This window comes from Marinoscillum sp. MHG1-6, from assembly GCF_024714475.1.
GTDB lineage: Bacteria > Bacteroidota > Bacteroidia > Cytophagales > Cyclobacteriaceae > JAMZMI01.
In genome coordinates this window covers 508,394-524,804 of the sequence record NZ_JAMZMI010000004.1, presented here as the reverse complement: position 1 = coordinate 524,804, position 16,411 = coordinate 508,394, and the positions used below count along the sequence as shown (strand labels likewise).

Annotated in this window: 15 protein-coding genes; 6 read left to right on the top strand and 9 right to left on the bottom strand. The window is 43.5% G+C overall.

Annotated elements, in window-relative coordinates:
• Positions 1-205: 205 nt before the first annotated feature.
• Positions 206-526 (top strand): hypothetical protein, encoded by a 321-nt coding sequence (locus NXR94_RS12260; protein WP_258104928.1) that lies wholly within the window; start codon positions 206-208, stop codon positions 524-526.
• A 311-nt stretch (positions 527-837) separates the two neighbouring features.
• Here the strand turns inward: NXR94_RS12260 and NXR94_RS12255 are convergent, their stop codons facing one another.
• From NXR94_RS12255 to NXR94_RS12240, 4 genes are read right to left on the bottom strand one after another with little or no spacing between them, the layout of a single operon-like run.
• Positions 838-1,491 carry a DUF4159 domain-containing protein gene (locus tag NXR94_RS12255; protein ID WP_258104927.1) on the bottom strand — a complete coding sequence of 218 codons (654 nt, stop codon included), beginning with the start codon at positions 1,489-1,491 and terminating at the stop codon, positions 838-840.
• Positions 1,492-2,154: an HAD family phosphatase gene (locus NXR94_RS12250; RefSeq protein WP_258104926.1), complete on the bottom strand. Its 663-nt coding sequence runs from the start codon at positions 2,152-2,154 to the stop codon at positions 1,492-1,494.
• A 26-nt stretch (positions 2,155-2,180) separates the two neighbouring features.
• Entirely contained in the window at positions 2,181-3,815 is a 1,635-nt protein-coding gene (pafA, locus tag NXR94_RS12245) for an alkaline phosphatase PafA (RefSeq protein WP_258104925.1), read from the bottom strand.
• Positions 3,816-3,862: 47 nt separating this feature from the next.
• A complete protein-coding gene (locus NXR94_RS12240; RefSeq protein WP_258104924.1) occupies positions 3,863-6,493 on the bottom strand; it encodes a glucosidase in 2,631 nt (876 codons plus the stop codon).
• Between the two features lie 99 nt (positions 6,494-6,592).
• Here NXR94_RS12240 and guaA point away from each other — a divergent pair, with 99 nt between their 5' ends.
• The 5 genes from guaA to NXR94_RS12215 all read left to right on the top strand — a co-directional run bounded on the left by guaA (position 6,593) and on the right by NXR94_RS12215 (position 12,733).
• Complete coding sequence (gene guaA, locus NXR94_RS12235; RefSeq protein WP_258104923.1) at positions 6,593-8,119, top strand: glutamine-hydrolyzing GMP synthase; 1,527 nt, start codon at positions 6,593-6,595, stop codon at positions 8,117-8,119.
• 30 nt (positions 8,120-8,149) lie between these two features.
• Complete coding sequence (locus NXR94_RS12230; RefSeq protein ID WP_258104922.1) at positions 8,150-10,048, top strand: tetratricopeptide repeat protein; 1,899 nt, start codon at positions 8,150-8,152, stop codon at positions 10,046-10,048.
• Positions 10,038-11,333, top strand: coding sequence for a glutamate-1-semialdehyde 2,1-aminomutase (gene hemL, locus NXR94_RS12225; protein WP_258104921.1), 1,296 nt, complete (start codon positions 10,038-10,040; stop codon positions 11,331-11,333). Before NXR94_RS12230 ends, hemL begins: the two co-directional genes overlap by 11 nt.
• Positions 11,334-11,471: 138 nt before the next feature.
• Positions 11,472-12,461 carry a hypothetical protein gene (locus NXR94_RS12220; protein WP_258104920.1) on the top strand — a complete coding sequence of 330 codons (990 nt, stop codon included), beginning with the start codon at positions 11,472-11,474 and terminating at the stop codon, positions 12,459-12,461.
• Positions 12,462-12,544: 83 nt separating this feature from the next.
• The gene (locus NXR94_RS12215) at positions 12,545-12,733 is read left to right on the top strand and encodes a hypothetical protein (RefSeq protein ID WP_258104919.1); all 189 of its coding nucleotides are present in this window, start codon (positions 12,545-12,547) and stop codon (positions 12,731-12,733) included.
• A 3-nt stretch (positions 12,734-12,736) separates the two neighbouring features.
• Here the strand turns inward: NXR94_RS12215 and NXR94_RS12210 are convergent, their stop codons facing one another.
• The 5 genes from NXR94_RS12210 to NXR94_RS12190 all read right to left on the bottom strand — a co-directional run bounded on the left by NXR94_RS12210 (position 12,737) and on the right by NXR94_RS12190 (position 16,343).
• Positions 12,737-13,090, bottom strand: a complete 354-nt coding sequence (locus NXR94_RS12210; RefSeq protein WP_258104918.1) for a hypothetical protein — start codon at positions 13,088-13,090, stop codon at positions 12,737-12,739.
• A 7-nt stretch (positions 13,091-13,097) separates the two neighbouring features.
• On the bottom strand, positions 13,098-13,646 hold the full coding sequence (locus NXR94_RS12205) for an RNA polymerase sigma factor (protein ID WP_258104917.1): 549 nt from the start codon (positions 13,644-13,646) through the stop codon (positions 13,098-13,100).
• Between the two features lie 26 nt (positions 13,647-13,672).
• Positions 13,673-14,197 carry a hypothetical protein gene (locus NXR94_RS12200; RefSeq protein ID WP_258104916.1) on the bottom strand — a complete coding sequence of 175 codons (525 nt, stop codon included), beginning with the start codon at positions 14,195-14,197 and terminating at the stop codon, positions 13,673-13,675.
• Positions 14,198-14,427: 230 nt separating this feature from the next.
• Complete coding sequence (locus tag NXR94_RS12195) at positions 14,428-15,468, bottom strand: agmatine/peptidylarginine deiminase (protein ID WP_258104915.1); 1,041 nt, start codon at positions 15,466-15,468, stop codon at positions 14,428-14,430.
• Positions 15,468-16,343 (bottom strand): carbon-nitrogen hydrolase, encoded by an 876-nt coding sequence (locus NXR94_RS12190; RefSeq protein WP_258104914.1) that lies wholly within the window; start codon positions 16,341-16,343, stop codon positions 15,468-15,470. Before NXR94_RS12190 ends, NXR94_RS12195 begins: the two co-directional genes overlap by 1 nt.
• Positions 16,344-16,411: the final 68 nt, after the last annotated feature.

Sequence of the window (16,411 nt, the reverse complement as noted above, 5' to 3'; positions counted from 1 at the left end):
CCTGATTCATGTTCCTTGAGCGCTTTGACTATCTGCGCTTCTGATATTCTTCGCTTTTTCATCGTAACTGTTTAAATGTACAATTTTTGTCGCCTTTCAAACAGTCCTATTTTTAGGGAAGCTTACAATAAGTCAACATTCACTATCAGCCAAATTCTTGGCGTTGGCGGTCGGACATTTTAATGACTGTGAAAATTATATATACATGTATTCAATTGACACTAGCTTTAAAGTAGCCGATAAAAAGGAAGTTTATACTAATGGTTGTTTTCATTTTGAGGAAGAGAACATTCAATACAAGAATTATCTTGTTAATGAGTTCGATTATAAAACGACAACCTACTTTCATCCTGACTCTACATTTAGTTTGAAAGTGGAAAATATATATGAGCTCACGGATACTCTTTCAGGAGACAAAATAAAGAGAGTCGGTAGAGAAGAGGTAACGCAATATAGAATTGACGATAATGGCAGATTTGTCCAAACCGGAAAGGAATTAAAAACTGAGCCTTTTGTTCAAAAATAATAAAAAGAAAACCGCTAACATTCTGTATGAAATCATGGCTGATTAGTGGTTTAGGCAGCTTTGGTGCTTCGTGGTTAGCCCGTCAATCCGCAGGATTGACTTGCTGTGTTGGAATAATTTAGCAAGTCAATCCTGCGGATTGACTCGGTGGTAAACAGAAACTTTTGTACTTTTAAATCAGCCACGATTCATACAGTGGCGTTACGCCCCTTCGATCTGATACTCCGCGGAAGCTCTACGGTATCAATGCCTAAAAGCATCCATCAAAGTCGATAAAGCGCAATTTGTTCCTGCTAAGTCAATTAGAGGTACTACTGCTCCGTCGTAAAAACGTAGGAGAGGATATTGGCACCCATTTTTAGTGCTCTGATTCTGACCTCCTGCGGGTCGTTGTAGATGGACTGATCCTCCCAGCCGTTGCCGAGGTCGCATTCGTAGGTGTAGTAGCATACCAGACGCCCGTCTATGAATATACCAAAGCCCTGCGCAGGCTTGCCGTCATGTTCATGGATCTTTGGGGGGCCGTCTTCGAAATCATATTTCTGATGGTAAATCGGATGATCGAAAGGGATTTCCACAAAGTCCTTATTAGGAAAGATCTTTTTGATCTCTACACGGATAAATGGATCCAGGCCGTAGTTGTCATCGATATGTAGAAAGCCTCCTGATTGGAGGTAATTTCTGAGGTTTTCAGCATCCTCGTCGCTAAAGACCACGTTCCCATGACCAGTCATGTAGACATAAGGATAAAGGAATAGATCAGGGCTGAATACCTCAACGATGTCTTCCTCACGGGCGATGGAAGTCCCCATATTTTGGTTGCAGAAGCTGATCAGGTTAGGAAGGGCGGTTTTGTTGGCATACCAATCTCCGCCACCACGGTATTTGAGTTTGGCAATCCTGATATCCTGCCCAAAGGAACAGAGGGACATTAACAACCCGATGATCAGTAGGTGCTTTTTCATTTAAATACCTAAGACAGCTTTTACCTGTGACATGGAAAAGTTTTCAAAATCATCAATGATCAGATCAGCAGACAATTCTTCTCTTTTGTGAGAAGTGGCCAGGGCAATCACTTTAGCGCCTGCCGACTTACCAGCCTTGATTCCCGAAACAGCGTCTTCAAAGACAATGCAATTTGCCGGGTCACGATCAATGGCAGACGCACATTTCAAATATACTTCAGGATCAGGTTTCCCTTTGGCAACCATACTATCATCAACTACGCCTAAGAAGTACTTTCTCAAGTCCAGGTCGTCGAGGGTATAGGTCACATTCTCATAAGGAGCTGAAGTACCCACGATCATGGGAATCTCAAGGTCTTTAGCTGCCTCTAGAAATGGGATGAGACCTTTCATGGCTGTACGTTTTTCGCGGTACAGTTCACGATAGGTTTCTTCTTTCTCCCTGCCAATTTCACGGGCCTCTTCTTTACTGACCTCCAGTTGAAACACCACCCGAACCAGTTCATCAATGGTACGTCCATTCATGTTTTCCCGGTAAAATTCCTCAGAGATGCTGATCCCTCTTTTTGAAGCCAATTGTTGCCAGGCCAGGAAATGGAATTCATGGTTATCAACGATGACACCATCCATGTCAAATATTAGTCCTATTTCTTTTTCGTTCATTCATTGATTGTTGATGACTATTGAAACTAATCGAATAGCTCCTTAATTGGTTCACCCGTACAGGCACTTGGAAGTGAAATATTCAGGATCATGGATATAGTAGGTGCTATATCCGTGATAGCCACTTTCCTTGTGGTACTTCCATTTTTTATACCCTTGCCATAAAATAGCAAAGGTACATGGGTGTCATAAACATAGCCTGATCCATGGTCCGTACCTGCTCGTCCTTCGCTACCAAAAAGATACCCAGACTTCAATACGACCATTAAATCCCCTGATAACTGGCGGTTGTAGCCGTTGTTGAGCTTAATACCTAAATGGTCATAGGCAGGAGCATCAAGCACTTCTTTTGCTGTATATACCTCAGCAATTGATTCCATCTCCATCAAAGCCTTTTTTCCGGTATTAATGACTTCCTCATATCCGGAGGAGGGGATGAGATCTTGGTTAAGGAAGAATTGGTAGTTAGAGAAGCTCTTGATCCAGTCTCCTTCACCGAAGGATTCGGTGAGTGCTTTTTGGAGGGTTGATTTAATATCGGATGATTTGAATGTTCCTGCAGGCATTTTTTGATCCTGAAGATAGGTGGGATTAAGTGCGGCTGCATGATCGGAGGTCAGGAATATCAAATAATTGTCCTCGCCCACCTTTTCATCCAGAAAGTCAATGAATTTTTCCAAATCCCTGTCCAGTCTCAGGTAAGTATCTTCGATTTCAATAGAATTGGGACCAAACTGGTGCCCGATTTTGTCGGTGCTGGAAATACTCACCGCCAGGAAGTCAGTAATGTCATCACTACCCATACTTTCTCCCATGACCGCATCTTTGGCCATATCCAATGTAATGCTGTTGCCAAATGGAGTATTCATGATCAGTTCGTAAGGACCATTCTTTTTTCTTAATTCAGCAAGATGGTAAGGGAAAGTAGGTTCATCAATGCCTCTGAAGGTATTTTCATAGTTCACATTATCCTCCGTGCTCGCACTGTATGATTCAATGTCGAGCAGGGGAGCCCACTCGCCATCAAGGTATTTATTTACCAATTCTTTAGCATTGAATTGCGCTACCCAGCCAGGGAGCGATTGGGAATAATAGGTTGAGGTAACAAAGTTTCCTGTTTTCCCATCGTACCAAAAGGCTCCATCGGGGTTGTGTCCTGCGGGGAGCACTGATCCGCGATCTTTTATAGAGATGCTTATCACTTTGGATTGAAAATTTGTACTCAGCTTCAGCTCATCGGTGATGGTAGTGGTCGCAAGATTTCTTGGAGAAAAGTGTCCTGAATGTTCACTTCCGCCTATAGCGGACTCGTTTTCGTCTCCCACGCAGTAGACCATGCGCTCTTGTTTCTTGCTGTACCAGCTATTACCTATAATTCCATGATATCGCGGGGTTGTTCCGGTATATATGGAAGCGTGACCCGCCGCTGTTACTGTCGGGATATAATTGTAGTGTGTGTTTTCACACATAAAACCGTCACTGATCAGTTTGCTGAAGCCACCTTCTCCAAATCGATCACCATACCGGTTGAGGTAGTCCTGCTTCATCTGATCTACCACAATGCCGATCACCAATTTTGGTTTGATGTTCTGACAATTGGCAATGGATAATGCCGTACATAGCACCAGCGAAATAATACCTTTCATCACGTTCTTACTCATTCTCTCTTTTCAAGTATAAAGATAGAGCGGCGATGTTACTGAATGTTTTAGTGAATATTATAATAACGGTGGATCATTTCGGCTATCAGGCCAGTCCATCCGGTTTGATGGGAGGCCCCAAGACCTTCTCCGGTGTCACCATTGAAATACTCATAGAATAGTATGTGATCTTTGAAATGTGGGTCCGTTTGAAATTTCAGGTGCCCACCATAGACCGGTCGTTTGCCGTTTTCATCAACCTGGAAGATGGCCATCAGTCGTCGGCAGATGCTTCTCGTGACAGATACCAGGTCCTGACGTTCACCGCTGCCCTTAGGGAACTCTACCTTAAACTCTTCACTGTAGTAAGTGGAGAATTTGAGGAGTGATTCCATGATCAGGTAATTCACCGGGAACCAGATAGGGCCCCTCCAGTTGGAGTTACCGCCAAAGAAGGAAGAATCCGACTCTCCGGGTAAGTAGGAGACACTGAGGGTTTCATGGTCTGTTTCCAGGACGTAAGGATGCTTTTCGTGATATTTAGATAATGCTCTGATCCCGAAATCTGAGAGGAACTCCTCCGGATCCAACATACGATCGAGGATTTTTTTCATCCTAAATCCTCTTAGGATACTGAGCAATCTTCTTTCACCTTTTCCCGGAGATTCCCACCTTGATACCAGTGAGGCAAGCCTTGGTCTTTCTTTTAGGAAAAACTCGAGACGCTCCCTGAATTCTGTCAGGTTCTCATAGTTTTCATCCCTCAGGATTTCAATCGCATAAAGAGGGATCAAACCAACCATGGAACGAATCTTCATCCTTTGATTTGGTTTGTCCGGGGTATGCATTACATCGTAGTAGAAGAAGTCCTCCTCATCCCAAAGGTCCACGTTGTTGTCCCCGATGCTGTTCATGGCTCCGGAGATATAAAGGAAGTGCTCGAAGAACTTACTGGCCATGTCCTGATACACAGGATATTCCATGGACAGGTCCAGCGCCATCTTCAGCATATTGAGTGAGAACATAGCCATCCAGCTTGTACTGTCGGCCTGTTCGAGCTTCGCATCTTCCACAGCCGGGTGATTTCGATCAAAGACCCCAATATTATCCAGACCGAGGAAGCCACCTTCAAAAACATTGTTTCCTTCTTCATCCTTTCGGTTGACCCACCAGGTGAAGTTCAGACAGAGCTTATGAAAGCATTTTTGCAAAAAGTCATAATCTGCTTTTCCATCATTAAGCCTGCGGTCAATTTCAAATACCCGCAGCACAGCCCACGCATGGACAGGAGGGTTTACATCACTAAAGTTCCACTCATAGGCCGGAATTTGCCCGTTCGGGTGAAGGTATCGGTCTTGTAAGAGCAGTAACAATTGTCCTTTGGCAAAATCCGGGTCAATTCTTGCTATCGGGATGCAGTGAAATGCCAGATCCCATGCGGCATACCACGGGTACTCCCATTTGTCAGGCATGGAAATAATGTCGTGGTTGAACATATGCTGCCAGTTGGCATTACGCCCCATTTTTCGGGTGGAGGAGGGTTTCATTCGTCCGGGATCACCGTGCAGCCAGTTTCTGATATTGTAGTAGTAAAATTGCTTGCTCCACATCATTCCGGCCCAGGCCTGTCTTTGAATGCTTCTCAGGTCTTCATCATCGACCTTGGCATGTTTTTCATTATAAAACTCATCCGCTTCGCTCTTACGGGCATCGAATATCTGATCAAAGTCTGAAAACGGTTCAGTCAGTTCGTCTTTTGTCATTCGAAGCTTAACCGTAATGCTTGATCCAGCAGGGATTTTCAGACGATAGATCCCGCTGCCTTTGGTACCCCAGTGCTTTGGGTTGACCGCATTGATGTCTCCATCAACCACGTAATCGTTGATGCCATCTTTAGGGTATTTGGAGGAGCTTTTACTCCCATAAAGGCGTTTACGGTTGGTTTCGTTATCGCAAAATGCCAATTCCGCTAATTGGTCATCAAAATAGATGTTGTAGCTGCCAAGTATATGATGATCCAGTTTTGCACTGCGATCATTTGATTTTTTGATTTTTGGTTTGGTTTTATCACGTCCGGAGGCCCAGGTATTTCTAAACCATATGGTGGGCATGACCACGATTTCAGCTTCCTTCTCAGATCGGTTATGGATTTCAGCACTGAAGAGAAAGTCTTCCGTGTTGTTTTTTGCATAGTGAAGAAAGATGTCGAAATACTCATCGAAGTCGAAAACCCCGGTATCGAGAAGTTCAAATTCCCGAAGTGATTTGGAGCGCCCTACGTTCTTATCCACTAGTTCACCATACGGATAAGTGAAGGGATATTTGTAGAGCATTTTCATATAGGAGTGGGTAGGAGTGCTGTCCAGGTAGTAGTACAGTTCCTTTACATCCTCTCCATGGTTGCCTTCATAGGAGGTAAGTCCAAAAAGTCGCTCTTTTATAATTGAGTCATTCCCGTTCCAAAAGGCCCAGGAAAAACATATTCTTTGGTCTGAATTTGAAAACCCACCAATCCCGTCTTCGCCCCAGCGGTAAGCTTTGCTTCGTGAGTGATCATGAACGACACTTTCCCAAACGTTACCGCTTTCGGTATAATCTTCTCGTACGGTCGCCCACTGTCTTTCACTTAGATAGGGTCCCCATTCCTTCCATGAAACCCCTTCTCTGGCCTCTTTTAAACGCTCTTCCTCTCTCGTCATACAGTAAATATACTAGTGCCAATAAATTGAAAAAGTAACAAATTATAAATCCTACGGAGATTTCGATTCACGTTTGGTCGATTCTGCTAATTTTGCCGAATGACTGATAAAATTCTGATCCTGGATTTTGGATCACAATATACCCAACTTATTGCGAGAAGAGTAAGAGAATTGGATGTTTATTGTGAAATTCATCCCTTTAACAAGGTACCATTGATAGATTCATCAACAAAGGGGGTGATTCTTAGTGGTAGCCCGTGCTCAGTTTTAGAGGAAGGAGCACCAGATATTGACCTTGCACAATTTCGTGAATTGCCCTTGTTAGGGGTCTGTTACGGAGCACAGTTGCTGGCTCATAAGAATGGTGGCGTAGTCAGTAGATCAGAACATAGGGAGTACGGCCGTGCAAATCTGGATAGTGTTGATACCAGGATTGATTTGCTTAAGGAAATAAATTTTGGAAGTCAGGTATGGATGTCTCATGGAGATACGATCACGAAGCTCCCTGAGAACTTTCAGGTGATAGCGCATACGGAGAGCATTCCGGTTGCAGCTTTCAAGGTAGACGGGCAATCCACTTATGGAATACAGTTTCATCCGGAGGTGACGCATTCTCTTGAGGGTAAAACGCTTCTCAGAAACTTCGTTGTGCACATTTGTGGAGCAGGTCAGGATTGGACGGCAGATGTATTTGCCGAAAACACCATCAAAGAATTAAAGGAAAAGCTGGGGGATGATAAGGTGGTAATGGGACTTTCAGGAGGGGTAGATTCCTCTGTGGCTGCCACTTTGATCCATCATGCCATCGGTAAGAACCTGTATTGCATCTTCGTAGATAATGGACTTCTTAGAAAGAATGAATTTGAGCAGGTACTAAAATCCTATGAAGGACTTGGCTTAAATGTCAAAGGTGTTGATGCTAAGGATCAGTTTTATAACGCATTAAAAGGTCTGACTGACCCGGAAGATAAAAGAAAGGCAATTGGTAAAACCTTTATTGATATTTTTGATCAGGAGTCGCATAAGATAGAAGATGTAAAATGGTTGGGTCAGGGAACAATCTATCCTGACGTAATCGAGTCTGTTTCTGTTAATGGCCCGTCTGTAACGATCAAATCTCACCATAACGTTGGGGGACTTCCTGAAAAAATGAAGCTGAAGGTGGTAGAACCACTTAACACGCTATTTAAGGATGAGGTAAGAAATGTGGGTAAGGCATTGGAGATCCCACAGTTTATCTTAGGCCGTCATCCGTTCCCGGGACCCGGATTAGGTATCAGAATCCTTGGGGATATCACGGCTGAAAAGGTCAGAATTCTTCAGGATGTAGATGATATCTTCATCTCCGGATTGAAGGAAGAAGGTTTGTATGATGACGTTTGGCAAGCTGGCGCGATGTTGCTGCCAGTGCAGTCGGTTGGAGTAATGGGGGATGAACGTACCTACGAAAACGTGGTAGCGTTGAGAGCGGTATCCAGCCTTGATGGTATGACAGCAGACTGGTGTCATCTGCCTTATGAATTCCTTGGTAAAGTTTCTAATAAAATCATCAATAGAGTGAAAGGAGTAAACCGCGTGGTTTATGATATCAGCTCCAAACCACCAGCTACCATTGAGTGGGAATAAGATGATCTTTTACACCTAAAATAATCACCAGTGATACGTAGTTTTCTTTTCCTTACCGCCCTATGGATCGTTCCTTTTTTGCTTCAAGGCCAAAGTAAGCAGGCCGAGTATCTGGAAGGGAAAAGAATGTTTAAACAAGGAGATTATCCCAGTGCCAAATCCTATTTCGGTTCCCTGATGGAGGATAAGCACTTTGGAAATTACGCTTCTTTTTATTTCGCTTTATGTGCCCTTAACGAGGGAGACACCACCCAGGCTCTTGCTATGTGGAAGCAACTTCTGGTTAAAGCACCTAATTGGTCAGGTGAAGATGAGGTGCTTTTCTGGTTGGCGTACACAAGCTTTTCTACTAATAGTGAAGATTCAGGAATTAAGTATTCGGAGCGACTTGCCCGAAAGACAACTTCTGATTATTTGAAAAAGGACCTATATGCGAAGTTTTTGTATCCCAAACCAATCGAGAAAATTCAGGAGCTGTATAAAACCTTCCCGGAGGACCGTGCTCTTGGGGCGATTTTATTGAGTAAAATGAAAACTCAGCCGTATGAGATGCGAGACCTCAGACTGATGAAAGAATTGGACGAGAAGCTAGGCTCTGAAGAAACTGCATTGCTCTCAGAGGTTCTTCCTATGGAACTGAAGGATCGTTATAGGATCGGAGTGCTGCTTCCGTTTATGTATGATTCGAAAAACATTGAGCAGATACTCCAGAACAAGGCCGTAATGGGATTGTATCAGGGGATGATCTCAGGAACACAGGAGCTGGCAAAAAAGAAAATCTATCTTGATCTTGAGCCGATAGATACCAAGCGCAGCAAAGATGAGATGAGCAAAGCTTTAGAGCTGCTTCCATCTGACTACCTTGATCTTATGGTTGGGCCATTGCTCTCGGGGCCATTTGAAGTGGCAAAGGAGTATTCCAAAAATAACCGGGTGAATATGATCAACCCAGTATCCTCAAGTAGTGCTGTCATTGGTGATAATCCATTCGGTTTCTTGTTTAAGCCAACCTATGAAACCATGGCTTTGGCCCTGGCTCGTCAGGCAATTGAGCAGTTTAATAACAAGAATGTCATGATTTTCTATGAAAACAATGATAGGGACTCGGTCTTTGCCAGCATTTATAAATCTGAACTGGAGCAGGCAGGGTTCAAAGTGCGATGGTACCAGGAGATCGATGCTGAAAGTGCCAAGGAGGTCATGGACGAGCTGATAGCGGAATATGAAGATTACTATACGCAAGAAGTGGCAGATTCTATTGCACAACTACCAGGCAGATTTGTGAAGGAAAGGCGTTTGAGAGAGGACGAACTGCGTAGGATAAAGAAATACGAAGCTGGTGAACGAAATTGGGATAGGAAATTCTATGAAAGCCTTCCGGTTACCTACAATCAGAAGGAAGAGGCGATCACTTATTATGAGACCAAACTCAAGATCGACAGGGATTCCATTGGCCATATCCTGGGAGCCACGAGCAGGAACGTCCTGGCGAATAATCTCATCAGCGCTGTAGAGACCATGGGAGACAGTACCGTGCTCTTTGGGTTTGGCGGCTATAAAGATTGGTTAGATTTTACGATGCTCTCGTTTAGTCAATTGGAGCGTAATGGCGTGTCTATTGTCTACCCTGAATTTGTAGAATATTGGAGTGATGCCTATGTCAATAAGAAGAACCAACTCGCCAATCAATGGAAGGTCGAGCCCTCCATCTATCATATGATTGGCTATGAGCTGACTGTTCAGGTTGGCTATTTGATGAATAGGTATGGCAAGTACTTTCAAAATGGTATTAGAAATGGAAATTATTTCCCAGGCGATATTTTTCAGGGTTTAAAATATGGTCTGGCAAATGATAATCAGATTGCACCGATAGTTCGATTCGAAGAGTCAAAGCTAAAGGTGGTGAATAAGGATAGTTATGAAGATTGATAAGAGTACCGCATTATTTAATCAGGCAAAGAAATTTATCCCTGGAGGGGTTAACTCTCCGGTTAGGGCATTTAAAGCAGTAGGAGGGGATCCGCTGTTTTTCAAGCGTGCCAGGGGAGCATATATGTATGATGAAGATGGGAATGCCTTCATCGATATGATCAATTCGTGGGGGCCGATGATCCTTGGTCACGCGCATGAAGATGTTGAAAAGGCTATTGTTGATGCCGTGAAGTCATCTCCTTCATTTGGTGCACCAGGTCAACGAGAAGTTGAAATTGCTGAGGTAATCGTCGATATGGTGCCATCTATTGACAAGGTTAGAATGGTCAACTCCGGAACGGAAGCGACCATGTCAGCCATTAGGGTTGCCCGGGGTTTTACCGGACGTGATAAGATCATCAAATTTGAAGGTTGCTATCACGGACATGGAGATTCATTTTTGATTTCTGCCGGTAGCGGTGCAGTGACTATGGGAACGCCTGATAGTCCCGGAGTGACAAAAGGTACCGCTCAAGATACCCTGACTGCTCCATATAATGACCTGGAAGCTGTTGTTCACCTGGTTGACCGAAATCCAGGAGAGATAGCAGCAATTATCGTCGAGCCCGTAGCAGGAAATATGGGCTGCATTCCACCGAAAGCTGGTTTTCTTGAAGGGCTTAGAGAGTTGTGCGACCGTGAAGGGATCGTTTTGATTTTCGATGAGGTAATGACTGGTTTTAGGTTGTCCAGGGGGGGAGCACAAGAACTATTTGATGTCCGTCCTGACATGACCACTCTCGGCAAAATTATTGGAGGAGGTTTACCGGTAGGAGCTTACGGAGGAAAAGGGGAGATCATGGATTTCGTTTCACCTCAGGGCCCGGTATACCAGGCAGGTACACTTTCCGGAAACCCGGTTGCTATGGCCGCAGGATTGGCTATCCTGAATCATTTAAATGAGCATGCTTCGGAGATATATTCCAAATTGTCGAAAACAACAGCTCATTTGGTGGAAGGATATAATGAAACCCTGGATGATCTTGAGTTACCATACGTGATCAACCATGTTGGAAGCATGTACAGTCTCTTTTTCACGGATCAAGAGGTTACAGATTTCCAAACCGCAAAATCTTGCGATACAGAACTTTTTGGAAAATATTTCAGAGCTATGTTGAATCAGGGTATTTACCTGGCACCATCACAGTTTGAAACACTGTTTGTTTCTGCGGTACTTACTGAGAAGGAAGTAGAGCTCATTCTGGCTGCAAATAAAGCCGCTCTTCAGGAAATCACAGGTTAAGCAATTATTTGTCAGGGATAATCGTATCTCTGGGGGCGTAAAAGCACTTTTTTAGATTTTTTCAATTTTTTGAAATCCAATCCGGACTCACGGGTCGTAGATAGAGAAATCAATAATTGAATATTAAATCTCAAAAAAATGCAACATTTACGTTTAAAAGATCTCTTAATCAAGCACTCACTACTTACCGCCCTTGTGTTTTTTGTAGCTCTTGGTTTTACCTCTTGTAAGGATGAGGAAAATGACGGGATCAAGGGTATGATGACCATCTCCTATGACTTTCATAATGGGCAGACGGTAGAAACAGCACCCTATGACGGGACACACTCCAGTGATTTTTCTGCAGACATGGTCTTGGAGGAAACAGATGGTGGAACTTTAATTACTGTCAATTTAAAAAACACCGTAGAAGGGGAGACTTACATGATCCATGCCCACGATGCAGCCGATCCTGCCTCCACTCCAAATGGGACTCCTTATAACGAAACTCCCAATTCAGATGTCCTGGTTAAAATGGCCATGGGTAATGGGGGATCGGTATCAGTTTCTCAGGAGACAACCATGTCCTATGAGGAGTTGACTACGATGTACGACGGATTCTTTGTGGTTCATGATCCGCTACAGGATATCAGCACCACGGATATTTCGACTTACCTGGTTGTGGGTGCATTTGCCAGAGCACAGACAGCTACATCCTTTGCGATTTCAACTTTTGATTACACTTTCAATACCGGCCAATTGGCTGAGACCTATGCTTATGCGGGTTCACATGTGAACACTATTTCTGCGTCGATCACTGTGGAAGAACTAGCCGGAAGCCAAAGTAGAATTACTGTTGATATTATGAACACGCTTGATGGTGAGATGTATGCCACCCATGCACATGATGCTGCGGATGCGGCATCAACGCCTAATGGAACACCCTACAATGAGACCCCAAATTCTGAGGTTTTCGTCAAGATGATTGCCGGAAATGGAGGAACCGCTACCGGATCTCAAATAAGCAGCATGTCTCATGATGAAATCACTGCAACGTATGAAGGATTCTTCGTGATTCATGATCCTTTGCAGGCAATTGACACCACCGATCCAACCACTTACGTAATTCTAGGGTCTTTTGCTAGATAGATGATAGGTTAGGTTAGTTTTGTAAAAAGGCCCCGCAAGGGGCTTTTTTTTCAAGTGTATCATACAGACTTATATTTGCCCTCATGAAATACCTGTCTCAAAAACTCATATTATCTACACTGTTTATTCTCATGACGCTTGTGGCCTTTGCTCAGGATTCTGCCTCACAGGAGCCAACGCTTGGTCAGAAAGCTATGTTTTACGGATTGACAATCGTAGGGCTGTTACTGCTTTATCTTAGTTATCGCCAAAGCAAATGGGGAAAAAAGTAGCTATCATTCTTTAGGTTTTGGATCATACTGCATGTCATGATGTCCACCATTTGGGCACCATTTGTTAGCAAATTTTTGCTTCCATTTTTCTCGGTCTTCGTCAGACATTTGTCGCCACTTCTTTTGCCATCGTGACTGCCATCCTCCAGGGTGATGGTGATGTCCTCCACGGCATTTCCCAAAACCAAAAATGATTTTGGAGAGTAATAGTAATCCAAAGGCCTGCCAAAAGGTGATTGTGGTTAAGCCAAAAATTTCAGGCATCAACCAATTCCAAAGGTACATCACCGCTACGGTCACCACGGAAATGGCCAGTAGGATGAGGAAGGGGGTTTTTATAAACCAAAGCTTTTTCATTTTCTTATCAATTAAACATTTCTTTATACATATCAACCAGCCCATCTCGAAGTGCGAGTATTGCATATCTTTTTCTGGACATTAATGTGTTTTCCGGTTCTCCGGTGAAGGAGGCGATCTCTTTAAAACTCTTTTGTTCGAACTCGTGCCAAATGAAGACCTGTCGCTGTTTTTCAGGCATCATATCCAGCATTTCCTCAATCCGTTCCCAGATCATTTCGCCATGCAATTCACTATCCGGCAAGCTATTCAGGTCCGGAAGAATATCTTCCAGACTAAGAAACTCCTGATCATCCGACAGTATTAGCGACGAGAAGGTCTCAGGTTTCTTTTTGCGATAGCTGTCAGTGATTTTATTTCTGGCTACCCGAAAAAGCCAGGAAGTGACCTGATCCCAAGACCTGATTTGTTCATATCCAGATACAAACTGGTAAAGCACATCCTGAAGAATATCTTCGGCGTCTTCATCGTGACTTACGAACTGACGAATGAAGTTGAGCAGCCTTACGCGCTGGCTGTTCACCGTTTCATTGATACGTTCTTCCTTTTCTTTCATATGTAATGCACCTGTATGCATGCTTTTCAGGTACTGAGTACAAAAGAATGTCTTGTTGAGCTCATTTTTAGCAGCGCTCCTATAAAACGATCAATTTCATTATCCAGATCGATATTCATAAGATTTAGAAAGGAGTCAAATTTGTTCTTAGCATTGAGCACGATAAGACTTGCTTCTAATTCGTGGACACCCAGGTTTTTAAGCGCTAATTTTAATTGTAAATCTGCGGCACTTGCCTGAATGAGCTCGGAACCATCAATGATGCTAGCCACTTTTTTATTTCTCCATACCTGTCTGTGTTCAGCTAATAACTCGTGAATTTCTAACGAATACAGGCTTCCCTCATGTGATCCAACTAAAATGATATTGTCAAATGCAATAAGCTGGCTCATAGGATAAGACCTGTCCGCCATGTCAAAGATTCGGCTGTTTTGGCGCAAATCACTTAATCTTTCATCTATTTCCAGTGCTAATAGATGAGAGCCACGGTTGATAGTAGTATCTGCTATAACAATGGCAAATGATTCCTTCGGTGTCGAGGTTAATTCCATAAGATTGAGAAGGTCTAAGTACTCCTATACAGACGGATAACCCATGTGAATCTTTTATTCCGCTTAAAATTTTTTTGTTTTCCTTTCAATAAATACCCATTTCTAGGTATTGATTATCGTTGAGCTAGTCAATAGCTTTATGAAAGGTATTTTCTTAAGATGTGATCTTAAAAATAGCTGGTTGGAAAGTAAGGCGGTCATCGACCGCCTTTTTTATGACCTAACGCTATTTATAGAGAAGGTTCCTGCTGACTCAGGCAATGGAAACTACCTAATCCCCATACAATATCTGTAGAGTCGATCCCAACCACTTTTCGGTCTTTGAATAATGATTGCAGGATTTCCAGGGCAATGGGGTCATTTTTAGGATCTTTGTAGGTAGGAACTACGACATATTTATTTGCGATGTAGAAATTGGCGTATGAAGCCGGTAGTCGTTGGTCTTCATAAATCACAGCCTTAGGCATGGGAAGTTCCACCACGTTTAGCCGTGAGCTGTCAGGCATTTGAAATTTCTTAAGCAATTCCAGGTTTTCCGCAAGTGGCTGATGATTTTCGTCTTCTTCATCTGGTTCCACTACAGTTACCACAGTATTTGGATTGACAAAGCGCGTGATATCATCAACATGGCCGTCAGTGTCATCACCTACTATGCCATCTCCGATCCACCAGATTTCTTTTACGCCGTAGTAATTCTTTAGGTAATCCTCGATTTGAGATTGGTTGAGATGTGGATTGCGGTTCGGGTTGAGCAAGCAGGCAGTTGTGGTGAGTAGAATGCCCTCTCCGTTGAATTCAACAGAACCACCTTCCATCACTATGCCCGGGTTGTACACTTCTAAGCCCAGTTTGTCTGCAACGAGCCCTGGGATTTGATTATCGAGGTCGTAGGGTGGGTACTTTTCACCCCACGCATTATAGCCCCAATTGACAATCGCCTTCTCATCCTTTTTAATCACAAAGGCTGGCCCATGATCTCGGCACCAGGCATCGTTAGTTGGATGATGGAAAAAATCAATCTGACTAAGGTCTGCATTCACTTCCTCCAGACATTTGCGGGCAAAGGATTCCATTTTGGAGTCTGCTACATTGATGCAGACACGCTCACCTTCCGCAACCAGTCTGATAAATTCAGCATAAGGCTGGTAAATCTTCTCGATTTTCCCTGGCCAGGAGTTTACATTGTGTGGCCAGCTAAGCCACGTAGCACGGTGCGGATGCCATTCGGCCGGAAATATAAAACCAGCTTCTTTCGGTGTTGAATTTGTCATTACTCGTCAATGAAGCGCTTTTCGATTGGAGAATAAGCATCTATTCGTCTGTCACGAAGAAATGGCCAATGCACCCTGTAATTGTTTGATTGTTTTAGGTCGACCGGTACGACTTTAATAATCTCTTCCAGATGAGGTGCTTTATATTCTAACCAGCCAAAGGCGTTCGTTACATACGATCCGCCCCAGAACTGCATTTCACCTTCTACTCCCGTTCTGTTTACCCCGATGACGGGAACACCATTGGCTACAGCATGAGATTGCTGAATGGTTTGCCATGCATTATGCTGTTCCTTGTTGGTGCGTTCATCCTGACTTTCATGCCATCCGATGGCAGTAGGGTAGAAGAGCATTTCAGCGCCCATCAGGGAAGTGATTCTGGCGGCCTCTGGGTACCATTGATCCCAGCAGATCAATACCCCAATTTTTGCGTATTTGGTTTGGAATACCTTAAATCCCAGGTCGCCTGGAGTGAAATAAAATTTTTCGAAATAACCAGGATCATCCGGAATGTGCATTTTTCTGTATTTGCCCAGATAGCTCCCATCTGCATCAATGACGGCAGCAGTATTGTGGTAGAGTCCTTCGGCTCTTTTTTCAAAAAGGGAAGCGACGATTACCACATTTAGTTTTTTAGCAAGTGCACAAAATATGTCGGTAGTAGGACCTGGGATCGCTTCGGCAAGATTGAAATTATCATAATCTTCTACATCGCAGAAATAAAGCGATTTGAATAACTCCTGAAGACAGATGATTTGTGCTCCCTGAGCTGCTGCTTCCTCAATTCCTTTAATAGCCTTGTTCATATTTTCCTCCAAATCCTTGCTACAGGAGGTTTGAACTAAGCCGATATTGACAATCCTTTCTTTAGCCATTTTCCGTGGTTTTTTGCGGGTGCGAATTTCGGTATTTGTCTATCAAATATACAAGTGTTTTTTACCCA

Excerpts from the sequence above, each read along its gene's own strand:
- NXR94_RS12255 (WP_258104927.1), bottom strand. The coding sequence starts at position 1,491 with ATGAAAAAGCACCTACTGATCATCGGGTTGTTAATGTCCCTCTGTTCC.
- pafA (WP_258104925.1), bottom strand. The coding sequence starts at position 3,815 with ATGAGTAAGAACGTGATGAAAGGTATTATTTCGCTGGTGCTATGTACG.
- NXR94_RS12215 (WP_258104919.1), top strand. The coding sequence starts at position 12,545 with ATGAAATACCTGTCTCAAAAACTCATATTATCTACACTGTTTATTCTC.
- NXR94_RS12195 (WP_258104915.1), bottom strand. The coding sequence starts at position 15,468 with ATGACAAATTCAACACCGAAAGAAGCTGGTTTTATATTTCCGGCCGAA.
- NXR94_RS12210 (WP_258104918.1), bottom strand. The coding sequence starts at position 13,090 with ATGAAAAAGCTTTGGTTTATAAAAACCCCCTTCCTCATCCTACTGGCC.
- hemL (WP_258104921.1), top strand. The coding sequence starts at position 10,038 with ATGAAGATTGATAAGAGTACCGCATTATTTAATCAGGCAAAGAAATTT.
- guaA (WP_258104923.1), top strand. The coding sequence starts at position 6,593 with ATGACTGATAAAATTCTGATCCTGGATTTTGGATCACAATATACCCAA.
- NXR94_RS12250 (WP_258104926.1), bottom strand. The coding sequence starts at position 2,154 with ATGAACGAAAAAGAAATAGGACTAATATTTGACATGGATGGTGTCATC.
- NXR94_RS12200 (WP_258104916.1), bottom strand. The coding sequence starts at position 14,197 with ATGGAATTAACCTCGACACCGAAGGAATCATTTGCCATTGTTATAGCA.
- NXR94_RS12205 (WP_258104917.1), bottom strand. The coding sequence starts at position 13,646 with ATGAAAGAAAAGGAAGAACGTATCAATGAAACGGTGAACAGCCAGCGC.
- NXR94_RS12240 (WP_258104924.1), bottom strand. The coding sequence starts at position 6,493 with ATGACGAGAGAGGAAGAGCGTTTAAAAGAGGCCAGAGAAGGGGTTTCA.
- NXR94_RS12190 (WP_258104914.1), bottom strand. The coding sequence starts at position 16,343 with ATGGCTAAAGAAAGGATTGTCAATATCGGCTTAGTTCAAACCTCCTGT.
- NXR94_RS12220 (WP_258104920.1), top strand. The coding sequence starts at position 11,472 with ATGCAACATTTACGTTTAAAAGATCTCTTAATCAAGCACTCACTACTT.
- NXR94_RS12260 (WP_258104928.1), top strand. The coding sequence starts at position 206 with ATGTATTCAATTGACACTAGCTTTAAAGTAGCCGATAAAAAGGAAGTT.